The organism is Pectobacterium parvum (assembly GCF_020971565.1).
Classification (GTDB): domain Bacteria; phylum Pseudomonadota; class Gammaproteobacteria; order Enterobacterales; family Enterobacteriaceae; genus Pectobacterium; species Pectobacterium polare.
Genome location: NZ_CP087392.1, coordinates 2,363,031 through 2,385,683 on the forward strand (window position 1 = coordinate 2,363,031; position 22,653 = coordinate 2,385,683).

Sequence of the window (22,653 nt, forward strand, 5' to 3'; positions counted from 1 at the left end):
GAGAATAGCGTATGTCTGCATCAACATTTCCCAATGGATTCTTATGGGGGGGCGCGATTGCGGCCAATCAGGCAGAAGGCGCGTACCTCGAGGGCGGTAAAGGGCTGACGACGGTGGACATGATTCCCCACGGAGTCAATCGTCTGCCGGTGAAACTGGGGCAAGAACCGCGTTTCGCGCTGCGTGAGGATGAGTTTTATCCCAGCCATCAGGCGATCGATTTCTATCATCGCTATAAAGAAGATATCGCGCTGATGGCGGAAATGGGGTTCACGGTGTTCCGTACCTCGATCGCCTGGAGCCGACTCTATCCGAACGGCGATGAGTTGACGCCCAACGCGGACGGCATCGCCTTTTATCGCGATATGTTTGCCGAGTGCAAGAAGTACAACATCGAGCCGCTGGTGACGCTGTGCCATTTCGATGTGCCGATGCATCTGGTCACCGAGTACGGTTCATGGCGTAACCGGAAAATGGTCGAGTTCTTCGCCCGCTACGCACGCACCTGTTTTGAAGCCTTTGACGGGCTGGTGAAATACTGGCTGACGTTCAATGAAATCAATATCTTGCTGCATAGTCCGTTCTCTGGCGCGGGGCTGGCCTTTGCCGAAGGGGAAAATCAGGAGCAAGTGAAATACCAGGCCGCGCACCATGAACTGGTAGCGAGCGCGTTGGCGACGAAGATTGCGCATGAGGTTAACCCGGAAAATCAGGTCGGCTGTATGCTGGCTGGCGGCAATTTCTATCCGTGGTCGTGCAAACCGGAAGATGTCTGGGCGGCGCTGAATAAAGATCGGGAAAACCTGTTTTTTATCGACGTGCAGGCACGCGGCACCTATCCGGCGTATACCGGCCGTTTGTTTAAAGAGAAGGGCATCACGATTGCGTCCGAGCTGGGCGATGATGAGATTCTCAAGAACACGGTGGATTTTGTGTCCTTCAGCTATTACGCCTCCCGCTGCGCCTCGGCGGATATGAACGAGCACAATAGCAGCGCGGCGAATATCGTTAAGTCGTTAAAGAACCCGCACATCAAGGCGAGCGAATGGGGTTGGGGAATCGATCCGCTGGGCCTGCGCATCACCATGAACATGATGTATGACCGCTATCAGAAGCCGCTGTTTTTGGTCGAAAACGGGCTGGGCGCGAAGGACGAGATTAACGCACAGGGCGAGATTGATGATGACTATCGCATCAGCTACCTGCGCGAGCACATCAGCGCGATGGCGGACGCCATTGGTGACGGTATTCCGGTCATCGGCTATACCTCATGGGGCTGTATCGATCTGGTCTCTGCCTCCACCGGTGAAATGAGCAAACGCTACGGTTTCATCTATGTCGATCGCGACGACCGGGGCGAAGGGACGTTAGCCAGAAAGAAAAAGAAATCGTTCTACTGGTATAAAAAGGTCATCGCCAGCAACGGAGTTGACCTAAGCTAAAGGCAATAAGGTTACTCAGCAATTCCTGTTATAGCACCCTGACGGAGACGTCTGGGGCTATTTTTTGTCGTGTACCTGCTGAACCATATTTATGAGGATATGGCTTCGGGTCGGCGCGATGATCGCCCCGGATTGACTGCCTGCCTGAAAACACTCCGCGAAGGAGACACATTGATGGTATGGAAGCTCGACCGTCTCGGTCGAGACCTGCGTCATCTCATCAACACCGTGCATGACCTGACTGTGCGTAGAGTTGGATTGAAATTGCTGACAGGGCACGGCGCAGCGATCGATACGACGACGGTGGCCGGTAAACTAGTCTTCGGTATTTTTGCGGCCCTAGCGGAATTTGAACGTGAGTTGATTTCTGAACGGACGGTTGCCGGATTGGCTTCGGCCCGTGCGCGAGGACGTAGCGGCGGTCGGGCATTCAAGATGACAGCGGCCAAGTTGCGTCTGGCGATGGCGGCAATGGGGCAATCGGAAACTAAGGTAGGCGAGCTTGGCATTACCAGACAGACGTTATACCGACATGTTTCTCCGAAAGGTGAATTGCGACCAGATGGAACAAAATTGCCAAACCGGAATTAATGTTTTTGGTTTTTAGATAAAAATAGAAATATGCTTTTATTTTATAAAAAATTAATCTGAGGAATATAAATGAAAGTTTCCAGTATTAAAGAGCAGCTGGTTGTTTTATCAGAATATAATAATTCAGCAGCAATCATAAAAAAAATCTACCCAGATATCAGAGCTTCTTTTTTTTCAGAAAAACCCAATGTATATGACCAAAGTTACATAATAGGTTCAACCAGAGAGGCAGCAACGTTTAAACTTGATGGATACATTAATAAAAAAATAGCCATAGATTCTGATATTAAAAAGATGTACTCGGAATGCTTAATTAATACTGACGGCATTTCCCCCAGTGAGGCTAACACCCGAGAGGGAAGTTGGGGGACTGTTATTTCAGGGAGGCGTCCAGTGGGACAATTTTCTGTTGATAGCCTGTATTCACCAGAATTACACGTAATACTTGAATTGCCAAATATCGGTTGTAAGATTTTCCCCAAAGAAAACAATGATTTTTTATATATGATAGTAGTATACAGAAAAAATTGTGAACAAGGGGAAAAGCATGCAAATCGTTTTGTTGAATTATACAATGAAAAGATAGAGTTAATGAGTGCGCTAGCAGATGAATCGCATGAGACGAAAGTTATAAAGTCAGAACTGGTTATTGCGAGGGAAATGGGCAGAATATTAAGCTATTTGCCAGAAGAAATAGACAACTACATGCATAAACTGAATTCGTCTGCTTTACAAACGTCAGCAACGCCACACATTAGTGATAAAGTAAAAAACAATTCTCGCCATACAAAAATAATAATAGGATGTGGAGAGTTGCACAAAAGGAAAATGATGGATGAAGGAACCCATATAGGCGAACATTTACAATGTGATACTATGGATTTAGATCCAAATATGGGAAGCAGCATTTTAGCTGACGTAACGTTACCGTTACATCCGCAAATGCATAATAAATACAATGCAGTAATGTGTGAAGGATTACCGCCGGAAGTGTATCATTCTGATATGTTTTATACAAATCTTAAGTTGATGACGCAAAACAAAGCATCATTTGTTTTTAGTGGGCTAACAGAAAACACCAAAAAAATTCTAACTGAAAAATTGAAATCTCACAGGCTGAACTTCTCAGAAACTGAAAGTATATCAGATCTCCCTCAGTCACTGTTTATAGATGAGGAATTGTTCTGGAATATGAGGTTAGAATACTCAGCAGAATTTAAGAAGCATCCACCAGTTGTTGCTAATAAATAAATTAGCCAATAAAAGTACGAACACGCTAAGTTTATTCATTAAAGAAATTCTTGGGAAATCAACTTATTCCCCCGAGCTAATTTCTGAACAGACAGTGCCGGATTGGCTTCGGCTCGAGCACGATGACGTAGTCGCGATTAGCCTTTGAAGATCTTTGTGCATAATCGAACGAATTAATTATGCAAGATAGCGCACAATCGAGCTATGGTGAGCATTCCGGTTTATCATCGTCAGTACTCAACAACGCCGTTATGCCAACGCGATAGGAAGGTAAAACACCATGAGTCAGTCGCTTCCCGATATTCCCTTTTTTCATGAACTCGCCACGCTGGCCAGTCAGGAAACGTTACCGCGTTTTCGTGCCCTTACCGCAAACCAAATTGAGACGAAGCCAAAAGAGGGCTTTCGCTTTGATCCGGTCACGGAAGCTGACCGAAAGGCTGAGCGGATCATCCGTGAGCACATCACTCACCATTACCCCGGTCACGCGATTATGGGCGAAGAGTTTGGCCTGAGCGGGGAAGGTCCGGTGCGTTGGGTCTTGGATCCCGTTGATGGAACCCGGCCTTTCTTATGTGGGTTACCCGTGTGGGGAACGCTCATCGGCCTGCTGCACCATGAACGCGCCGTGATGGGGATGATGAGCCAGCCGTTTACTGGGGAGCGTTTCTGGGCCGATGGTTCACAGGCATGGCGTAGCGATCGGCATGGGGAAATGCGTTTAAGCACGCGCAAAGGCGTGTCGCTCGAACAGGCGATTCTCCACACCACCGCCCCGGAACCGCTGGCGATGCACCCTGCGGTTCGCTTCGCCGATCTAGCAGAAAGCACGCTCATGACGCGCTACGGCGGCGAATGTTACGCGATGGCGATGCTGGCAGCAGGCCAGATTGATATCTGCGTGGAATTTGCATTACAGCCTTACGATATTGTTGCGCTGATCCCGATTATTGAGCAGGCGGGCGGCATCATTACCGATCTCAACGGACAACGAGCGGAAGCGGGCGGCACGGTAGTCGCGACCGGTAATCCCGAGCTACACCAACAGGTGTTAGCCATTCTGAATGGAACGCGGTCATAACCGCTTGTTTGTAAACCAGCAAAAGATAACTGCTAAGAAGGAATCATGATGAAAGTGGCACACGTGGCGTTATGGACGGCCGATCTGGCCGCGCAGGCGGCATTTTGGCAAGAGTTATTCTCCGCTCAGGTGGGGGAAAAGTATGTGAGCCGGAATCGCCCCGGTTTTGAATCGCATTTTGTTCAACTGAGTGAAGGCGCATCTATTGAGTTGATGACGCTGCCAGTGCTGGCAGAAGCCTTAACCAATAAAGAAGGCTGCGGCTGGGCGCACGTCGCGATTTCGGTCGGGAGCAAAGCGGATGTGGAAGCGTTAGCCAGCAAAGCAGCGGAACGCGGCATTCTGATTGCCCAACCTCGAATGACGGGGGACGGATTTTACGAAGCGATCGTCAGCGACCCAGATGGTAATCTGATTGAGATAACCTCAGATTGATTCGAGACCTCTTCCACCTGATAGCACGGTCCCTACGGTATCTCTTTGGTGCATTGAAGCATCTACGTAAAAAGGCCAGACACTGTCTGGCTTTTTATCATCTGGCTATCATCTAATTCTTCACCAATAGCACGTCATACTGTCATGTGTGTGACGTGTTCCGGCGAGTTATCAGGCCGAGGCTGTTGTAGTGACGGCGTCCACAGGCGCGTCGGTGACATCCTGCGTCATGCGCGTCAGTTTCGGCGCGGTCAGCAGCATCAGAACGGCGATGACGCCCGTGACGATACCAATCTGCATGAAGACATTGCTATAAATCTCAAGAGACGCGTGCGGATCTACGACGTTCTCAGGCACGGCCATCATATTAGCAACGTAGCCCGCGATAATGGCGGCACCCGCTGACGTCAGGAACCAGGCCCCCATAATGAAGCCCATCAGACGCTGTGGTACCAGTTGAGCGACCATCGCCAGACCCAGACCGGAAATCATCAACTCCCCGATACTTTGCAGGCCATAGCAGAGGATCAGCCAGTTGACGGACACAATACCCTGTTCGTTTGCCATGCTGGCACCCCACGGCAGCACCAGAAACGCGCCGGAGCATAACACCATACCCACCGCAAACTTGTGCGCCATCGGCAGCTGGTCGCCCATTTTGTTGTAAACCGCAGCCAGAATCGGGCTGGCAACCATAATCCAGAACGGGTTGAGCGCCTGATACTGCTCTGGCTCAAAGGTAAAACCTAAAATCGAGTGTTCAACGTTGCGAATAGCAAAGAAGTTCAGCGATGTTGGCATCTGGTTGTACAGCACAAAGAAGACAACGGCTTCCAGCATCAGCAGTAGTGCGACAATCATTTTCCGGCGTTCCGCACCGCTCACCGCCAGCATCTCTTTGATGAAAATGGTAACAACGGCCAGTGAAATAAGCGTCAGAATCCAGCGTGCGACGCTCTGGTTGTGCAGCAGCCAGGTGGAAAGGGCGACCAGCGCGACAATACCCGCGAGCGTGACGGCGAGCTTCGGCAGATTGATCGGTTGGAAATCTGGCTGAGAACCTTGTGTGCTAACCCACTTGCGGCAGAACATAAAGTTAATCAGCGTCAGAATCATACCCACTACGCTCAGGGAGAAGGCTACGCTCCAGCCATAGTTCGCGGCAAGTACCGGTGTAGCCAGCATAGAAAAGAAGGAGCCGATGTTCACCGCCATGTAGTACATGGTGAAAGCACCGTCCAGACGCGGATCGTCTTTCGCATAGCTGGTAGACAGCAGGGCTGACGGGTTGGCTTTAAACAATCCGTTACCGACGGCAATGGTCGCCATACCGATGTACACCCACGTCACGCTGTGGCCTGAATAGGCAATCATGGTGTAACCGATCGCCAGCACGATAGCTCCCAGCACGATCACACGTTTGGTGCCGAGGACTTTATCACCCAGCCAGCCGCCAATGGCGACGAAACCGTATACCAGCGCACTGAATGAGGAGAAAAGGGTAATGGAATCTGTTTCGGACATGCCCAGCATTTTGACCAGATAAACCGCCATAATGCCTTGCAGACCGTAGTAACCAAAACGCTCCCACAGCTCGATGCTAAAGATGAGATAAAACGCTTTTGGTTGTTTGAAAGCGTTCATGCTGACGCTTTCAGGGGATTCGCTGTTGTTGTTTGCTGTTGACACAAAGACCTCTGATTTTACCTGTCTCGTTTTTTTTAACGAGAAAATAACAAGAGTGAAGCAGTGAAACTGCAACCTCTTTTGACTAGTTATGGGGAGGAAAAACGGCGCTATATTGACGCGATTTTACGGACAGGCAAGTCATTTGACATGTTTTGTTACAAGTGGTTTTGGGTGTTGGATAAAACCAGAAATTAAATGTTATGCAGAGTTTAATTTCATAACTTTCTTTTGCTTCAAATGATTATATTGGTTTTACCTATTTGTTTTTCACAAAAGGGATATAATCTTCCTTTTACTTAAAATCAAGACAATATCATTAACTATGAATGAATATGCGGTTTAATATTTTGCATATCACTAAATATGCAGTGAGTATAAAAACACATCAATAGCGTGCAATAAGATAAATATCGATATAGTCACGCTGTGTGACTTTAAATCACTAAATTTTCTATTAAAAATAACTTATTAGCCTTAAATAGTGGTTATCTGTACTTTTATACAGGCTTTTTGATAGAGGAATACGCTACAGCACATCGAGTAAACCGCCTGAGATCATCGTTGTCTGAGCAGTAAGATGCAGAGAACACACAGATCACGCCGATCGTGGGGGAGCAAAAGACGAGGTGGGGTGAGGAATAACGGAGAAGGCGATCTGGTGAGAAGGATTCCACCAGACCATGATAGATCAGGCGTCTACCTTTTCGCCAAATTCACATAAATCTTCAATCAGGCAGGAACCACAGCGCGGTTTGCGTGCGATACAGGTGTAACGACCATGCAGGATTAACCAATGATGGCAGTCGACTTTAAATTCTGCCGGAACCACTTTCAGCAGTTTTTCCTCTACCTGTTCGACATTTTTACCCGGTGCGAATCCTGTCCGGTTACTGACGCGAAAGATGTGCGTATCAACAGCAATTGTCGGCCAGCCAAACGCAGTATTCAGGACGACGTTTGCCGTTTTTCGTCCTACGCCGGGTAAGGCTTCCAGCGCGGCGCGATCTTCGGGAACCTGTCCCTGATGCTTTTCCAGCAATAAACGGCAGGTCTTGATGACATTTTCTGCTTTGCTGTTAAACAGGCCGATTGTCTTGATGTAGTCTTTCACACCGTCTACGCCGAGCTCAAGCATCGCTTCCGGCGTGTTGGCAACAGGGTAGAGCTTTGCGGTTGCCTTGTTCACGCTGACATCGGTTGCCTGTGCGGAAAGTAATACGGCGATCAGCAGTTCAAACGTCGTGCTGAAATGTAACTCAGTCGTCGGATGGGGATTGTTGTCGCGTAAACGCGTTAAGATCTCAACCCGTTTGACCTTGTTCACAGCGATTCCCCTACAGCACCCGTTGTTGGCACCGCTTTCCCTTCGGCGGCAGCGGCACGGGCTCGGCGTTGTTTCATTTTCTCATCGATCAAATATTTCACGGCCAGCAACAGTCCCAGACCGATAAACGCGCCCGGTGGCAGCATCGCCAGCAGGAATGGGGAATCGAGGTGGACAACCTCAATGCGCAGAGCTTTAGCCCAACTGCCCAGCAGCAAATCTGCGCCGTCGAATAATGTGCCGTTACCCAGAATTTCACGTAAAGAGCCGAGCACCACCAGTGCGCTGGTTGCGCCTAACCCCATTGCCAGACCGTCAATAGCGGAGGGGAAGACGGCATTCTTGGAAGCGAAGGCTTCTGCCCGACCGATAACGATACAGTTCGTCACGATCAGCGGGATAAAAATCCCCAGCGATTGATATAAGCCATAGGCATAGGCGTTGATCAGCATCTGCACGGTACTGACCACCGAAGCGATGATCATGACGTAAATGGGAATACGGATTTCCGCCGGTACCCAGCGACGCAGCGCAGAGACGGCCATGTTGGTACAGGTGAGAACCAGCGTAGTTGCCAGCCCTAATCCCAGCGCGTTAGTCGCGGTTGATGACACGGCCAGCAGGGGGCAAAGGCCCAGCAATTGAACCAGTGCCGAGTTGTTCTTCCATAATCCGTCAATGAAAAGTGCTTTGGTCTGACTCATTGATTCTCTCCACAGGCGGACAGTGTGTTGATTTGTGGCGGCAGCTTTTGCAGGTAAAGGGCGCTGCGTTTTACGCTGTTAATGACGGCGCGCGGCGTAATGGTGGCGCCGGTAAATTGATCAAACATTCCGCCTTCTTTCTTCACAGCCCAGCGGACATCCAGCTCGTCCTGTACCGTTTGTGCACTGAATCGGGTGATCCACTTCGAGATTCGCACTTCGATTTTATCACCCAGTCCAGGTGTTTCATGATGCTCGGTAACGCGAACACCGAGTACTTTACCGTGAAAATCGGCCCCGACCAGCAGCCGAATAGCACCCGAATAGCCATCCGGCGCAGTACTTTCCAGTGCGGCGGCAATCGGCTCACCATTCTGGCGGGCGATGAACACGCGGTGTGGCGCTGACGATCCGAGTGCAGGGTTAGTGACAATGTAACACTCTTTTTGCATGTCACTGTTGTATAACTCGGCGGGAACCACCTGATCCAACAGCATCTTTTGCTGCAACATCGCCTGATGCGAGATCGTCGGTTCCGTCAGCATATTCACCACGGCGGTTAATGCAGTCGTGCCAGCAGCAAACAGGGCCAGTGTTGTCGCGTGGCGGCGCATTGTCGTCATCATGGGCATCTCCTCAGCGATGGTGGCCATAAGCGCGTGGCTTGGTGTAATAGTCGATCAGCGGCACAGTGATATTTGCCAGCAGAACGGCAAACGCGATGCCGTCCGGATAGCCACCGTAGGTACGAATAAGCCAGACTAGTAACCCAATCAGTGCCCCGAAAATCAGACGCCCTCGGTTGGTGGTTGATGCGGTAACGGGATCGGTGGCGATGAAAAATGCGCCGAGCATGGTGGCACCCGACAGCAGATGTAGCATCGGTGGCGCGAATTCCTCAGGCGAAATGATCCAGCTTAGCGAAGCGCAGAACATCAGCGACAGCAGGAAACTGACCGGAATATGCCAGCGAATGGTGCCGCGCATCAGCAAAAACAGTCCGCCGATAAGAAAACCGATATTCACCCACTGCCAGCCAATACCGGACAGCGATTGAGCAAACATCGGCTGTTGCAGAATGTCCTGCGGCGTTTGGCCAGAGCGCAGGCTGGTTTTAAACGAATCCAGCGGGGTGGCTTGGCTGACGCCATCAACGTTGTGCATCAGCTGCTGCATGGTGTACCCGTCAGGCGTGTGTCCGGTAAAAATGATAATTAACGCATCATGGAAGCCGACGGGAATGGTTTGCAGCGGCGCGGGCGGCAGCCAGCTTGTCATTTGAACTGGGAAAGAGATTAGCAGCACCACATAGCCAATCATCGCGGGGTTAAAAGGGTTTTGCCCTAAGCCGCCATACAGTTGTTTAGCGATAATGATCGCGAAGACAGTTGCCATGACCACCATCCACCAGGGCGCAAGTGGCGGCAGACTGATGCCGAGCAGCACCGCGGTCAATAGTGCGGAGTTGTCTGCCAACGTGGTGCGTACGGCAAATTTCCTCAGTGACAGTGTCACACCTTCTGCAATAAGCGCGGTGGCCGACGCCAGCCCGACCTGAATCAGGTTACCGTAGCCAAAGAAGTAATACTGCGCCAGCATACCCGGTAGACAGGCCAGAATGACCAGCAGCATGATGCGCTGTGTGCGCTGCTGGTTATGCGTGAACGGTGAACTCGCAATTCTAAAAGCCATTTATTCCTCTTGATATGACGATGCCTGCGCGGCTTTACGGGCTTTAACGCGAGCGATAGCGGCGGCAACGGCAGCCTTACGCGGATCTTCCGGCTCTTGTACTTCAACAACGGCAGTCGGTTCTGCTACTACGTCAGGAGCAGCCGCCGAAACAGGCTCTTCAGTGTTTGTTGCAGCTTGCTGCGCGGCTTTACGGGCTTTAACGCGAGCGATAGCGGCGGCAACGGCAGCCTTACGCGGATCTTCCGGCTCTTGTGCTTCAACAACGGCAATCGGTTCTGCTACTACGTCAGGAGCAGCCGACGAAACCGGCTCTTCAGTGTTTGTTGCAGCTTGCTGCGCGGCTTTGCGAGCTTTAACGCGCGCGATAGCGGCGGCAACGGCAGCCTTACGTGGATCTTCCGGTTCTTGTACTTCAACGACGGCAATCGGCTCTGCTGCCACCGCCGCTTTGCGTGGGTCATCAAGATCGGCAGAAGGAACATTGGCCGCAGGCGTTTCCTGCTGCGCCCGTTCTTCACGCGCTAAGGCTTTGCGGGCAGCGCGCGCGGCGATGGCCGCGCTGTTATCCGGTTGTGCATCGGGGATTACCTCGATTGGCGAACCGACCTCTGTTGCGGCGGTTTGCTTACGGCGTACGCGCTCCAGTGCGGCCTGAACAGCATCTTTATCCGTGGTGGATACGCCAGCCGCCGCCTGTTTATGGCGCAACTCGCGAGCGGCTTTTTCTCGTTCCAGACGGGCTTGTTTAGCGTCAAAGCGCACTTTGGCCTGCGCGGCACGCTGTGCCTCTTCATCGATGGCCCGAATTTCAGCCTTTTCCTGACGGTAATACTGCACCAGCGGAATATTGCTAGGACAGACATAAGCGCAGGCACCGCATTCGATGCAGTCAAACAGATGGTGATTGCGGGCTTTTTCGTGTTCCTGCCCGCGGCTGAACCAGTAAAGCTGCTGCGGCAAGAGTCCCGCCGGACAGGCATCGGCACATTTGCTACAGCGAATACAGGATTGTTCTTCAGCAACTGGCTCCATTTCTGCATGTGACGGCGCGAGCAGGCAGTTGCTGATTTTGACGATAGGGACATCCAGCGACGGCAGGGTAAAGCCCATCAGCGGCCCGCCCATCACGACCCTCGGCTGCTTATTGACGTGGAAACCGCCCTGTTTGAGCAGGTGGCGTACCGGTGTCCCTAGTCGTGCCCAGACGTTGCCAGGTTGGCGCAAAGCTTCACCAGTCAGCGTCACCACGCGTTCGGTGAGTGGTTCGCCGTCGATCACGGCACGTTTGATAGCAAAGGCCGTACCGACGTTCTGCATCAGTACGCCAATGGCGGCGGAGTGTTTACCGAACGGGACTTCCTTGCCAGTCAGAATCTTGGTGAGCTGCTTGGCACCGCCTGACGGATACTTGGTTGGGATGACGCGCAGCTGTATGTCGCTGCGTTTACCCAAGGCCAGCCGCAGGGCGCTGATGGCTTCCGGTTTATTATCTTCGATACCAATCAGAATGCGTTTGGGCTGCAACAGGAATGACAAAATCTCGACGCCCTGAATAATCTCCTCGGCGCACTCCTGCATGAGTCGATCGTCGGCGGTGATATAGGGTTCACACTCTGCGCCGTTGATAATTAGGGTTTCAATCCCGCGCATCCCGCCTTGTAACTTGGCTGCGGTAGGGAAACCGGCGCCGCCCAATCCCGCGATACCAGCCTGATGCAGATGGGCAAGCAGGGTATCGACGCTTTGTGCACGGTAATCCGTCAAGGTCTGGCGTTCGCACCAGCGATCCTCGCCATCCGGCACGATGATAATACTGAGTTCGGACAGGCCAGATGGATGCGCCGTCATATGCTGACGAATGGCGTTCACCGTTCCCGATGTCGGTGCGTGAACGGGCAAGGTGCGGCCTTTTCCCCGCGTTAACGGCTGACCGCGCAGGACTTTATCGCCGACGCTGACACAGATCTCGCCTTCCGGCCCTAGATGCTGCTTGAGCGGAATAATGAACTGTTCTGGCAGCGGGATCTGGCGCAGTGGTATCTGGCTGGACTGCGTCTTCATTTCCGGCGGATGAATGCCGCCGTCGAAATCCCAGATCCTGTCTTTTTTAAAGGCGGAAAACAGCTTAAGCATGTCGTTCTACTTGAATAACGCGTACTGGAATCGTATCGAGATCCCATTTCCAGTTAGCGGGAGTCGGCGCGATAGGACGTAATTCGATACAGTCCGTCGGGCAAGGGGAGACGCAGAGATCGCAGCCGGTGCACAAATCGCTGACGACGGTGTGTACAGCTTTGGTACTGCCGATGATGGCATCAACCGGACACGCCTGAATGCACTTTGTGCAGCCGATGCAGTTGCTCTCATCGATCCAGGCAACCTGGCGTGTGGGAGTTTGAACGTCGGCATCGCCTTCCAGCGGTTGCGGATCGACATTGAGCTTTTCAGACAGCTTCAGCATCATCACTTCGCCGCCAGGGCCGCATTTATTAATATTTTCCCCATTCAGCGCGACCGCTTCGGCGTAAGGCCGACAGCCGGGGTAGCCGCACTGGCCGCACTGGCTTTGTGGCAGCATGGCTTCCACTTCTTCCACGATCGGATCGTTTTCGACCTCAAACCGACGGGAGGCGTAGCCGAGCACCAAACCGAATACCAGCGCGAGAGCGCTTAATGCCGCAATGGCAATCCAGATAGGGATCATCAGAATTTCACCAGTCCGGTAAAGCCCATAAACGCCAGAGACATGAGGCCTGCGGTGATCAGCGCGATAGACGAACCGCGGAACGGCGCAGGAATATCCGACACGGCAAGACGTTCACGAATGGCGGCAAAAAGCACCATCACCAGCGAGAAGCCGGCCGCCCCGCCAAAACCATAAATCGTCGATTGCAGGAAACCGTGTGACAGGTTGATGTTGAGCAGAACAACGCCAAGTACCGCACAGTTGGTGGTAATAAGCGGCAGGAAGATCCCCAGCAGGCGATAGAGCTCAGGGCTGACTTTGCGCACGAACATCTCGGAGAACTGTACCACCACGGCGAGCACCAGAATAAACGCCATGGTGCGCAAATAGAGGATATCGAGCGGAACAAGGATAAATTCGTTGATAAGCCAAGAGAACATGGAGCCCAACGTCATAACAAACGTGGTCGCCATTCCCATGCCAATTGCCGTCTCCAGCTTTTTGGACACGCCCATAAAGGGGCACAGACCAAGAAACTTCACTAAGACGAAATTATTTACCAGAAGGATGCTAACAAAGAGCAATGCGTATTCGGTCATTACGGTGCCTAAAAAACAAAACCTGACTATTATCAGGCATTGTTGGGTTTTCGACAACATACCCAAAGTAGGGTTATCACCATTCTTCTCCAAAGGGAGAAGGTCAGATTCGCTTAATAAGGGAGGATCCGAGCTATCATACAGCAAATGCACGGTGCGTTCTGAGTAATAGCTCGAAAGGAAATTATTGCATAATTATTCTTTTTCCCGCTAATAACTATATTGATTGCTAACCACGACTAAAGAACGTGGTGCCATACGGATTTTGGTACGCAACCGAGATCGAACAAACGCCCGCCAGATGCTAACTCAGCCCGCCGATGGTCCGCAGCACGGTACATGTTGATGATTTCCTGACTATCGGTCAGAGAATAGTTGAGATGATCAAAGAGTTTTTCCAGACTTTCTGTTGAGCTGACTTTTCTGAATTTGAGCAAATAATCATGAACGGTCATGGTGATTGGTCTAATAGTTATGTAATTGAGATGACTAAGTATATGCAAGCAAGAAAGCCTGTCTAGAGGGGGATGAAAAAAGTACGTTTATTTGTTAATAACAAATAAACGTAGATGAAGAATGATGAGTTGACAGGAAAATATCGCTGATTTTAATGCCAAATCTAGTATCAGGAGGTGAGAATCAGACGATAGGAGAAGTTGAGAGCGAAAGGACGATAAGAAGGGGCAGATTATTAACGCATAATTTGCCCCTGGCAATAGTGTTGTTTATCGATTACAAAGTTTGTAATACACCTCGTTCCAGCGCAGCGCATCTTTGAATTCGTGGAGTTGGGTTTCGTTGTCGATCACCAGCAGTTCAATGTTCTGCATCTCGGCGTAGAGCCGTATGTGTTCGAGATCCAACGCCTGACTAAAGACGGTGTGGTGCGCACCGCCGGCCAGAATCCAAGCTTCGGCCGCCACTTCCAGCGATGGCTGCGCTTTCCAGATGGCGCGGGCAACCGGCAGTTTCGGCAGCGGGCGCGGCTGTTCGATGGTATCGACCAGATTAACCAGCATCCTGAAACGGTCGCCCATGTCGATTACGCTGGCGTTGAGAGACGGCCCAGCCGGCGTTGAGAAAATCAAACGAGCAGGGTCGGCTTTGCCGCCAATACCAAGGTATTGCGCATCCAGAATCGGTTTCTGCTCTTTCGCAATCGTTGGGCAGACTTCCAGCATGTGGGAGCCGACGACTAGATCGTTACCATTCTGGAAGTTATAGGTGTAGTCCTCCATGAAGGACGTACCACCCGGCAACCCGCCGGCCATCACTTTCATAATGCGCAGCAGCGCGGCGGTTTTCCAGTCGCCTTCACCACCGAAACCATAGCCTTGCTGCATTAGGCGCTGTACCGCCAGACCCGGCAGCTGTTTCAAGCCGTACAAGTTTTCAAAATCGGTGGTGAACGCGTGATAGCCGCCTTGCTCCAGAAAACGTTTCATTCCGAGTTCGATCTGTGCCGCATCCAGCAGGTTCTGACGATTAGCGCCGTTGAGTTTCACCGCGTCCGTTAACTGGTAGCTGGCTTCGTATTCTTCGACCAGCGCATCGATATCGCCTTTAGTTACGGCATCGACCACGTCGGTTAAATCTCCTAATCCCCAGGCGCTGACGGAGTAACCAAACTGGATCTGCGCGCCGACTTTATCGCCTTCGGTGACGGCGACTTCACGCATGTTGTCGCCAAAGCGCGCAACCTTCAGCTGTTTGCTTTCCTGAATGGCGGCGGCAACCCGCATCCATTTGCCGATACGATCATGGGCGTTCTTATCCTGCCAGTGGCCGACGACAACCTGATGCGCCTGCCGCATCCGGGCACCGATGAAGCCAAATTCACGTCCACCGTGTGCGGTTTGGTTCAGGTTCATGAAATCCATGTCCATGGTGTCCCACGGTACTTCGGCATTGAACTGGGTATGGAATTGCAGCAGGGGTTTACTGAGTACGCTCAGGCCGCCAATCCACATTTTGGCCGGAGAGAAGGTATGCAGCCAGGTCAGCAGGCCGATACAGTTATCCTGATAGTTGGCATCGCGACACAGCGCCAGAATTTCGTCCGGCGTTTTCACCAGCGGTTTCAGTACCAGCTTAACGGGCAGGTTGGCCTGTTGATTCAATCCGGCGACGACTTTTTCCGCGTTCTCTTTTACCTGACGTAACGTTTCCGGCCCGTAGAGATGTTGGCTACCGATGACGAACCAGACTTCAAGCTGCTTAAAATGATCCATGATGACTCCTGTAACGTGATCCCCTGAGGGATAAAATTAGTTTTTTTCCGTAGACATTGGGCTATAGGCTGGTTCCGCGAGGCGGCACCACTGCTGATAGCGCTCATAAAGCTGCTGATAACGGGGGACGCGCTGGCTGTCTGGCATTAAGGTGCGCTCTATGCCGCTGGCCATATGCTGCTGTGCCGTGGGGATATCGCCGTGAACGCCAGCGGCGACGGCGGCAAAGATCGCGGCACCCAGAGCACAGCACTGATCGGAGGCGACAATCTGCAAGGGGCGATTCATCACGTCGGTACAGACCTGCATGATGACGGGAGATTTCCGTGCGATGCCGCCCAGCGCCAGCACGTTCTCGACGGGTACGCCCTGATCTTCAAAGCATTCCATAATCGCGCGTGCGCCAAAGGCCGTGGCAGCAATGAAACCGCCGAACAGCGTGGGGGCATCGGTGCCCAGATTGAGATCGGTAATCACGCCTTTCAGTCGCTGATTGGCGAACGGCGTTCTGCGGCCATTAAACCAGTCCAGCACGACAGGTAGGTGATCCAGCGTCGGGTTTTCCGCCCAGCTGTGCGTCAGTCGCTCCAGCAGTTTGGCTTCCATCGCCTGTAATGACGTTTTGAGTTCAGGATTGTCTTTCGCGGCTTCCTGTAACGACCAGCCCAACAGTCGCCCAAACCAGGCGTACATGTCGCCGAAAGCGGACTGCCCAGCTTCGAGACCGATATAACCGGGAACAACGCTGCCGTCGACCTGCCCACAGATACCGGCGATGGTGCGCTCGGCAATGCGTGCGTCGTCGGCGATCAGAATGTCGCAGGTGGACGTGCCAATGACTTTGACTAGCGTATAAGGTTGTGCGCCCGCGCCGACGGTGCCGACGTGGCAGTCAAACGCGCCGCCCGCCAGAATAACCGTTTCGGGGATGCCGAGCCGCTGTGCCCACTCGGCGGTGATGGTGCCGACCGGCTGTTCAGCGGTCCAGGTGTCGGTAAACAGCGGGTACTGTAATGTCTCGGTCAGGCAGGAATCGAGTGCATGCAAGAAATCTTTCGGCGGTAGTCCGCCCCAGCTTGGGTGCCAGAGTGATTTGTGTCCGGCGCTACACCGTCCACGACGAATATCGGCTGGCGCTTGGGTACCAGAAAGCAGGGCGGGTACCCAGTCACACAGTTCTATCCAGGAAACGGCCGCCTGACGCACCGCGGCATCGTCGCGGGAAACATGCAGAATTTTGGCCCAGAACCACTCGGACGAATAAACGCCGCCGATATAGCGGGTGTAATCCGGGAATTGGCCGCTACGGCACAGCGCGTTGATGGCTTCTGCTTCTTCTATTGCCGTGTGGTCTTTCCACAGCACGAACATCGCATTGGGGTTGTCGGCAAACTCGGGGCGTAGTGCGAGGATCTGGCCTTGCTCATCAACCGGTGCAGGGGTTGACCCGGTTGAATCCACGCCAATACCGATGATGCTCTGCCGCTGTTCAGGCGTCAGGCGAGAAACCACGATCTTAACCGCCTGTTCCAGCGATTCAATATAGTCCAATGGGTGATGACGGAACTGGTTGTTGGCAGGCTGACAATATTTCCCCTCGCGCCAGCGGGGGTAGTAGACCACCTCTGTTTCCAACTCTTGCCCGCTTTGGCAGTCAACGGCTAAGGCGCGTACCGAATCACTGCCGAAGTCGAGACCAATCGTAATAGCGCCCGCACTCATGCTTTGCTCCTCATTAATCCCAGAACGTTGGTGTTTACGATGGCAGGGATAACGAGAGGCGGTGAGGAGCGGTTAGCTGGAAGTATGTATTTTTCTGTCGCCAGCAGCCATTTTGTGATGCTGGTCAAAGGTTAATGATTGGTTAAATTCGCTAAATGTATGCACAAACCTGTCATTGTTCCGGACTGTGATAAAGCTCTACATTCTTGCCGGGAATAACGACTAAAACATAAAGCGTCTGAATGCTACTGAGTAAAGGAATCGTGCTAAGCCTGTGTTTTTCCTTTATCCAGACCGGAAATACCCTACCAGGAACTCGAACTCGTTTCAGCGTTGCTGACGAATGAAAAGATAATTACACCGGAGAACATCATGCATAAATTCACTAAGGCGCTGGCAGCAATCGGGTTGGCCGCTGTTATGTCACAATCAGCTATGGCAGAGAACTTAAAGCTGGGCTTTCTGGTTAAACAGCCGGAAGAACCCTGGTTCCAGACGGAATGGAAGTTCGCTGATAAAGCAGGGAAAGACCTTGGTTTTGATGTGATAAAAATCGCAGTTCCTGATGGTGAAAAGACCCTGAACGCGATCGACAGTCTGGCGGCCAGTGGCGCGAAAGGCTTCGTTATCTGTACGCCGGATCCAAAGTTGGGGCCAGCCATTATAGCGAAAGCACGCAGCTACAATCTGAAAGTGATTGCGGTTGATGACCAGTTCGTGAATGCCAAAGGCCAACCGATGGATACCGTGCCATTGGTGATGATGGCGGCCACCAAAATTGGCGAGCGTCAGGGGCAGGAACTGTATAAAGAGATGACTAAACGCGGCTGGAAAGTAGAGGAAACCGCCGTGATGGCGATTACCGCTGATGAGCTGGATACCGCACGTCGCCGCACGTCTGGCTCTATGGACGCGCTGAAAACCGCAGGGTTCCCAGAAAAACAGATCTACAAAGTGCCGACCAAATCTAACGATATCCCCGGTGCATTTGACGCCGCTAACTCCATGCTGGTTCAGCATCCGGGCGTGAAAAACTGGCTGATTATCGGCATGAACGACAACACCGTACTGGGCGGCGTGCGTGCAACGGAAGGTCAGGGCTTTAAAGCCGCAAACGTCATTGGTATCGGTATCAACGGCGTGGATGCGGTGAGTGAGCTGTCTAAAGGTCAGGCAACGGGCTTCTTTGGTTCACTGCTGCCAAGCCCGGATATCCACGGTTACAAGAGTATCCAGATGTTGAATGACTGGGTGACCAAAGGCGTTGAGCCGGAGAAATTCACCGAAGTGACCGACGTAGTGCTGATCACTCGTGACAACTTTAAGGTCGAACTGGAGAAAAAAGGCCTGATGTAATCACGCCTGATTTCGTAAAGACGCGGATAACACCGATCAGCATGACGCTGGTCGAGGTTATCCGCGCTCTACCTGCATTGTTATGAGGAAGCAGACATGACAGCACAGTCACCCTATTTGTCGTTTCATGGGATTGGCAAAGAATTTCCCGGTGTTAAGGCGCTTTCGGATATCAGTTTTTCCTGCCATGCCGGCCAGATCCATGCATTGATGGGGGAAAACGGGGCGGGCAAGTCGACGCTGTTAAAGATCCTGAGTGGTAACTATTCACCGTCAGCGGGCGAAATTCATATTCAGGGCAAGCCCGTGCAGTTCAACAACACGATGGATGCCCTGAATGCGGGCGTTGCCATCATTTATCAGGAACTGCATCTGGTGCCGGAAATGACGGTCGCCGAGAACATCTACTTAGGTCAGCTGCCGCATAAATATGGCATGGTGAACTATTCGCTGCTGCGCTATGAAGCCAAACTTCAGTTGCAGCATCTGGGGTTGGATATCGATCCTGATACCCCGCTGAAATACCTCTCTATCGGGCAATGGCAGATGGTGGAAATCGCCAAGGCGCTGGCCCGTAACGCCAAGGTTATTGCTTTTGATGAGCCGACCAGTTCGCTGTCTGCCCGTGAAATCGAGCAGCTTTTCCGCGTGATTAAGGAATTGCGCAGTGAAGGCCGGGTCATTTTGTACGTTTCGCACCGGATGGAAGAAATTTTTGCGCTGAGCGATGCCATTACCGTGTTTAAAGATGGCCGCTATGTGCGCACGTTCGACGATATGCAGCAGGTGAACCATGAGTCGCTGGTACAGGCGATGGTAGGGCGTAACCTGGGGGATATCTATGGCTATGCGCCGCGTCCGCACGGCGAAGAGCGTCTGACGCTGAAAGACGTGAAAGCACCGGGTGTGAAATCCACGGTTTCCCTGAACGTGAAGCGGGGGGAAATTGTCGGGCTATTTGGTCTGGTGGGGGCGGGCCGCAGCGAACTGATGAAAGGGCTGTTTGGCGCGACCAAAATCACCAACGGTCAGGTGCTGCTGGATGGCAAACCGCTGGTGGTGAATTCCCCCATTGATGCGATTCGTCAGGGCGTGATGCTCTGCCCAGAAGATCGTAAAGCCGACGGCATCATTCCGGTGCACTCGGTGCGTGACAACATCAATATCAGCGCAAGGCGTAAGAGCCTGAAAGCCGGTTTTATTATTAATAATCAGTGGGAGGCGGATAACGCCGCGAAGCGCATTGACGCGTTGAACATCAAAACGCCGTCCGATGAACAGCTGATTATGAATCTTTCCGGGGGAAACCAGCAGAAAGCCATTCTTGGCCGTTGGCTGTCCGAAGAGATGAAGGTCATTTTGCTCGATGAACCCACGCGCGGCATTGACGTCGGCGCGAAGCACGAAATTTATCATGTCATCTATGAACTAGCGAATCAGGGGATCGCGGTGCTGTTTGCCTCCAGCGATTTACCAGAAGTGCTTGGGCTGGCCGACCGGATTATCGTCATGCGCGAAGGTGCCGTCTCCGGCGAACTGCTGCATACCGATGCCACGGAGCAGAAGGTGCTCAGTCTGGCCATGTTACGAACCCCCGATATCGAATCTGCGGTTGCCTGACCGCGAAGGAGCAAAATAATGTCAACGGTTACGTCTGCAACCTCAGAAAAAAAGAAAAACGGCGCGGGATTATCTCGCATTTGGGATAACTACGGCATGCTGGTGGTGTTTGCCGTGCTGTTTCTTGGCTGCGCGATTTTCGTCCCCAACTTCGCCTCGTTTATCAATATGAAAGGGCTTGGGCTGGCGATCTCCATGTCCGGTATGGTCGCCTGCGGAATGCTGTTCTGTCTGGCTTCCGGTGATTTTGACCTGTCGGTCGCGTCTATCATTGCCTGTGCTGGCGTAGCGACGGCGGTGGTGATCAATATTAGTGAAAGCCTGTGGATCGGCGTCGGTGCCGGGCTGCTGCTGGGCGTGGCGTTCGGTTTGCTTAACGGGTTTGTGATAGCTCGTTTGAAGATCAATGCGCTGATCACCACGCTGGCAACGATGCAGATTGCGCGCGGTCTGGCGTACATCATTTCCGATGGTAAAGCGGTAGGGATTGAAGATGAGCGTTTCTTCGAACTGGGCTATGCCAACTGGCTGGGCTTGCCTGCGCCAATCTGGATCACCATCGGCTGTATGATTCTGTTTGGCCTGCTGCTGAACAAAACCACCTTTGGCCGTAATACGCTGGCGATTGGGGGCAATGAAGAGGCCGCGCGTCTGGCTGGGGTGCCGGTCGTACGTACCAAAATCATCATTTTCGCCTTGTCTGGTCTGGTGTCGGCGGCAGCGGGGATCATTCTGGCATCGCGTATGACTAGCGGCCAGCCGATGACTTCCATCGGGTATGAGCTGATCGTGATTTCTGCGTGCGTGCTGGGCGGTGTGTCGTTGAAAGGCGGGATCGGTAAAATTTCCTATGTCATCGCCGGTGTGCTGATTTTAGGTACGGTGGAAAACGCAATGAACCTGCTGAATATCTCGCCGTTTTCCCAGTATGTGGTACGCGGTCTGATTCTGCTGGCGGCGGTTATCTTCGACCGCTACAAACAGCTGTCGAAGAAAACGGTATAAATGCCCGTGCGGCAGGTCAGAGCCTATCCCAGTAGGCGTTATTGGTGCAGTCAGTTTGGACTCGGACAGCGCGCAGAAACCGGAACGTACACGTAGTACGTGAGGATGTCGAGCACTGCCCAGGTTCAAAATGGCAAATAAAATAGTCCTAATGGGATGGCTCTAAGTGAGCCTGCCGCTTTCTCTCATTACTAGTGTGTACCGGAGGCTCGATGTATCACCGTATGGCGCATGACTCTCAGCCTAATCCGCTGCTGCCGGGATATTCGTTCAACGCTTATCTTGTGGCAGGTATGACACCGATTCTGGCAGAAGGGCCGCTCGACTTCTTTATCGATCGGCCCGATGGCATGAAAGGCTACATCATTAACCTCACTATGAAAGGTCAGGGACAGGTCTTTGATGGCGATGAGACCTTTTTCTGTAATCCTGGTGACCTGCTGCTGTTCCCGCCGAAATCGAAGCATTTTTATGGTCGTTCATCTAGCAGCGACTGCTGGTATCACCGCTGGGTCTATTTTCGCCCGCGTGCCTACTGGGCTGACTGGTTGGAATGGCATACCAAAAGCAGCGGTATTGGTCGCATGAGCCTGCCGAATAACCAACTGTTGCTGGAATTCGACAGGCTGTTTGCCAATATCGAGCAGACCCAGCGTTCCGGGCGTCGCTTTTCAGAAGAGTTGGGTATGAATCTGCTGGAGCGACTGTTGCTCCGCGCGATGGAAGAAGATCCGCAAAGCCCGCAGAAGATTATGGATCCGCGTGTGATAGAGGCCTGCCAGTTTATTACCAGCAATCTGGCTGGAGAGCTGCGTATTGACGAAGTCGCGCGGCACGTTTGTCTGTCGCCTTCTCGACTGGCGCATCTGTTCCGTGAACAGGTAGGCATTAACATTCTGCGCTGGCGTGAAGATCAGCGCGTGATTCGCGCCAAACTGTTATTGCAGACGACGCAGGAATCTATCGCCAACATTGGTCGCGTGGTGGGGTATGACGATCAACTGTATTTCTCACGCGTGTTCCGTAAGCGGGTTGGCGTTAGCCCCAGCGATTTCCGCCGTCGCAGCAGTGAAATCAACTATCCGGCAGCCAAAACGCTGCCCGTGGCGTGGGAAGAACGGATGCCCAGCGCTGTGAGCGGTTAGCGAGCCAAAACGAATCAGATTCCCCTGGCTATTATCCCACTCTGCAATCTGGCGGATGACGGGTATATACTGAGTGA

20 protein-coding genes are annotated in these 22,653 nt (G+C 52.3%); 9 read left to right on the forward strand and 11 right to left on the reverse strand.

Annotated features, from left to right (window positions below; translation table 11 throughout):
- Positions 1-11: 11 nt before the first annotated feature.
- From LOZ86_RS10725 to LOZ86_RS10745, 5 genes are all read left to right on the forward strand, one after another.
- On the forward strand, positions 12-1,442 hold the full coding sequence (locus LOZ86_RS10725) for a 6-phospho-beta-glucosidase (protein ID WP_230241847.1): 1,431 nt from the start codon (positions 12-14) through the stop codon (positions 1,440-1,442).
- A gap of 99 nt (positions 1,443-1,541) precedes the next feature.
- Positions 1,542-2,033 carry a recombinase family protein gene (locus LOZ86_RS10730; protein WP_080728090.1) on the forward strand — a complete coding sequence of 164 codons (492 nt, stop codon included), beginning with the start codon at positions 1,542-1,544 and terminating at the stop codon, positions 2,031-2,033.
- 69 nt (positions 2,034-2,102) lie between these two features.
- Positions 2,103-3,284: an NleE/OspZ family T3SS effector cysteine methyltransferase gene (locus LOZ86_RS10735; RefSeq protein ID WP_072012430.1), complete on the forward strand. Its 1,182-nt coding sequence runs from the start codon at positions 2,103-2,105 to the stop codon at positions 3,282-3,284.
- Between the two features lie 280 nt (positions 3,285-3,564).
- A complete protein-coding gene (hisN, locus tag LOZ86_RS10740) occupies positions 3,565-4,365 on the forward strand; it encodes a histidinol-phosphatase (protein ID WP_230241862.1) in 801 nt (266 codons plus the stop codon).
- A 48-nt stretch (positions 4,366-4,413) separates the two neighbouring features.
- Positions 4,414-4,800, forward strand: a complete 387-nt coding sequence (locus tag LOZ86_RS10745) for a VOC family protein (protein ID WP_039486926.1) — start codon at positions 4,414-4,416, stop codon at positions 4,798-4,800.
- Positions 4,801-4,971: 171 nt separating this feature from the next.
- Here LOZ86_RS10745 and dtpA read toward each other — a convergent pair whose 3' ends face one another.
- From dtpA to LOZ86_RS10800, 11 genes are all read right to left on the reverse strand, one after another.
- Entirely contained in the window at positions 4,972-6,489 is a 1,518-nt protein-coding gene (dtpA, locus tag LOZ86_RS10750; protein ID WP_072012429.1) for a dipeptide/tripeptide permease DtpA, read from the reverse strand.
- 688 nt (positions 6,490-7,177) lie between these two features.
- Positions 7,178-7,813: an endonuclease III gene (nth, locus tag LOZ86_RS10755; protein ID WP_039486923.1), complete on the reverse strand. Its 636-nt coding sequence runs from the start codon at positions 7,811-7,813 to the stop codon at positions 7,178-7,180.
- Positions 7,810-8,517 (reverse strand): electron transport complex subunit E, encoded by a 708-nt coding sequence (locus LOZ86_RS10760; RefSeq protein WP_039486922.1) that lies wholly within the window; start codon positions 8,515-8,517, stop codon positions 7,810-7,812. The genes nth and LOZ86_RS10760 overlap by 4 nt, the downstream gene beginning before the upstream one ends.
- The gene (gene rsxG / locus LOZ86_RS10765) at positions 8,514-9,143 is read right to left on the reverse strand and encodes an electron transport complex subunit RsxG (protein ID WP_039486920.1); all 630 of its coding nucleotides are present in this window, start codon (positions 9,141-9,143) and stop codon (positions 8,514-8,516) included. The genes LOZ86_RS10760 and rsxG overlap by 4 nt, the downstream gene beginning before the upstream one ends.
- 10 nt (positions 9,144-9,153) lie before the next feature.
- Positions 9,154-10,209 carry an electron transport complex subunit RsxD gene (gene rsxD, locus LOZ86_RS10770; protein WP_230241871.1) on the reverse strand — a complete coding sequence of 352 codons (1,056 nt, stop codon included), beginning with the start codon at positions 10,207-10,209 and terminating at the stop codon, positions 9,154-9,156.
- Positions 10,210-12,345: an electron transport complex subunit RsxC gene (gene rsxC / locus LOZ86_RS10775; protein ID WP_230241873.1), complete on the reverse strand. Its 2,136-nt coding sequence runs from the start codon at positions 12,343-12,345 to the stop codon at positions 10,210-10,212. It abuts the gene before it with no gap.
- The gene (gene rsxB / locus LOZ86_RS10780) at positions 12,338-12,916 is read right to left on the reverse strand and encodes an electron transport complex subunit RsxB (protein ID WP_039513604.1); all 579 of its coding nucleotides are present in this window, start codon (positions 12,914-12,916) and stop codon (positions 12,338-12,340) included. The genes rsxC and rsxB overlap by 8 nt, the downstream gene beginning before the upstream one ends.
- On the reverse strand, positions 12,916-13,497 hold the full coding sequence (gene rsxA / locus LOZ86_RS10785) for an electron transport complex subunit RsxA (RefSeq protein WP_011093834.1): 582 nt from the start codon (positions 13,495-13,497) through the stop codon (positions 12,916-12,918). Before rsxA ends, rsxB begins: the two co-directional genes overlap by 1 nt.
- 239 nt (positions 13,498-13,736) lie before the next feature.
- Complete coding sequence (gene ydgT, locus LOZ86_RS10790) at positions 13,737-13,952, reverse strand: transcription modulator YdgT (protein ID WP_010275188.1); 216 nt, start codon at positions 13,950-13,952, stop codon at positions 13,737-13,739.
- Positions 13,953-14,222: 270 nt separating this feature from the next.
- The gene (araA, locus tag LOZ86_RS10795) at positions 14,223-15,728 is read right to left on the reverse strand and encodes an L-arabinose isomerase (protein ID WP_039513606.1); all 1,506 of its coding nucleotides are present in this window, start codon (positions 15,726-15,728) and stop codon (positions 14,223-14,225) included.
- Positions 15,729-15,764: 36 nt separating this feature from the next.
- Positions 15,765-17,450 carry a ribulokinase gene (locus tag LOZ86_RS10800; protein WP_111778683.1) on the reverse strand — a complete coding sequence of 562 codons (1,686 nt, stop codon included), beginning with the start codon at positions 17,448-17,450 and terminating at the stop codon, positions 15,765-15,767.
- A gap of 372 nt (positions 17,451-17,822) precedes the next feature.
- Between LOZ86_RS10800 and LOZ86_RS10805 the strand changes: the two genes are divergently transcribed.
- From LOZ86_RS10805 to araC, 4 genes are all read left to right on the forward strand, one after another.
- Positions 17,823-18,806 (forward strand): arabinose ABC transporter substrate-binding protein, encoded by a 984-nt coding sequence (locus tag LOZ86_RS10805; RefSeq protein WP_039486909.1) that lies wholly within the window; start codon positions 17,823-17,825, stop codon positions 18,804-18,806.
- A 96-nt stretch (positions 18,807-18,902) separates the two neighbouring features.
- Positions 18,903-20,426 (forward strand): L-arabinose ABC transporter ATP-binding protein AraG, encoded by a 1,524-nt coding sequence (gene araG / locus LOZ86_RS10810; RefSeq protein ID WP_039486907.1) that lies wholly within the window; start codon positions 18,903-18,905, stop codon positions 20,424-20,426.
- An 18-nt stretch (positions 20,427-20,444) separates the two neighbouring features.
- Entirely contained in the window at positions 20,445-21,431 is a 987-nt protein-coding gene (gene araH / locus LOZ86_RS10815) for an L-arabinose ABC transporter permease AraH (protein WP_039486906.1), read from the forward strand.
- Between the two features lie 212 nt (positions 21,432-21,643).
- Entirely contained in the window at positions 21,644-22,576 is a 933-nt protein-coding gene (gene araC, locus LOZ86_RS10820) for an arabinose operon transcriptional regulator AraC (protein WP_039486905.1), read from the forward strand.
- Positions 22,577-22,653: the final 77 nt, after the last annotated feature.

Coding starts and splice junctions, on each gene's coding strand:
- LOZ86_RS10800 (WP_111778683.1), bottom strand. CDS start 17,450: ATGAGTGCGGGCGCTATTACGATTGGTCTCGACTTCGGCAGTGATTCG.
- araH (WP_039486906.1), top strand. CDS start 20,445: ATGTCAACGGTTACGTCTGCAACCTCAGAAAAAAAGAAAAACGGCGCG.
- LOZ86_RS10745 (WP_039486926.1), top strand. CDS start 4,414: ATGAAAGTGGCACACGTGGCGTTATGGACGGCCGATCTGGCCGCGCAG.
- LOZ86_RS10735 (WP_072012430.1), top strand. CDS start 2,103: ATGAAAGTTTCCAGTATTAAAGAGCAGCTGGTTGTTTTATCAGAATAT.
- rsxD (WP_230241871.1), bottom strand. CDS start 10,209: ATGGCTTTTAGAATTGCGAGTTCACCGTTCACGCATAACCAGCAGCGC.
- LOZ86_RS10805 (WP_039486909.1), top strand. CDS start 17,823: ATGCATAAATTCACTAAGGCGCTGGCAGCAATCGGGTTGGCCGCTGTT.
- araA (WP_039513606.1), bottom strand. CDS start 15,728: ATGGATCATTTTAAGCAGCTTGAAGTCTGGTTCGTCATCGGTAGCCAA.
- LOZ86_RS10725 (WP_230241847.1), top strand. CDS start 12: ATGTCTGCATCAACATTTCCCAATGGATTCTTATGGGGGGGCGCGATT.
- rsxG (WP_039486920.1), bottom strand. CDS start 9,143: ATGATGACGACAATGCGCCGCCACGCGACAACACTGGCCCTGTTTGCT.
- LOZ86_RS10730 (WP_080728090.1), top strand. CDS start 1,542: ATGGCTTCGGGTCGGCGCGATGATCGCCCCGGATTGACTGCCTGCCTG.
- ydgT (WP_010275188.1), bottom strand. CDS start 13,952: ATGACCGTTCATGATTATTTGCTCAAATTCAGAAAAGTCAGCTCAACA.
- rsxC (WP_230241873.1), bottom strand. CDS start 12,345: ATGCTTAAGCTGTTTTCCGCCTTTAAAAAAGACAGGATCTGGGATTTC.
- araC (WP_039486905.1), top strand. CDS start 21,644: ATGTATCACCGTATGGCGCATGACTCTCAGCCTAATCCGCTGCTGCCG.
- rsxB (WP_039513604.1), bottom strand. CDS start 12,916: ATGATCCCTATCTGGATTGCCATTGCGGCATTAAGCGCTCTCGCGCTG.
- LOZ86_RS10760 (WP_039486922.1), bottom strand. CDS start 8,517: ATGAGTCAGACCAAAGCACTTTTCATTGACGGATTATGGAAGAACAAC.
- araG (WP_039486907.1), top strand. CDS start 18,903: ATGACAGCACAGTCACCCTATTTGTCGTTTCATGGGATTGGCAAAGAA.
- rsxA (WP_011093834.1), bottom strand. CDS start 13,497: ATGACCGAATACGCATTGCTCTTTGTTAGCATCCTTCTGGTAAATAAT.
- hisN (WP_230241862.1), top strand. CDS start 3,565: ATGAGTCAGTCGCTTCCCGATATTCCCTTTTTTCATGAACTCGCCACG.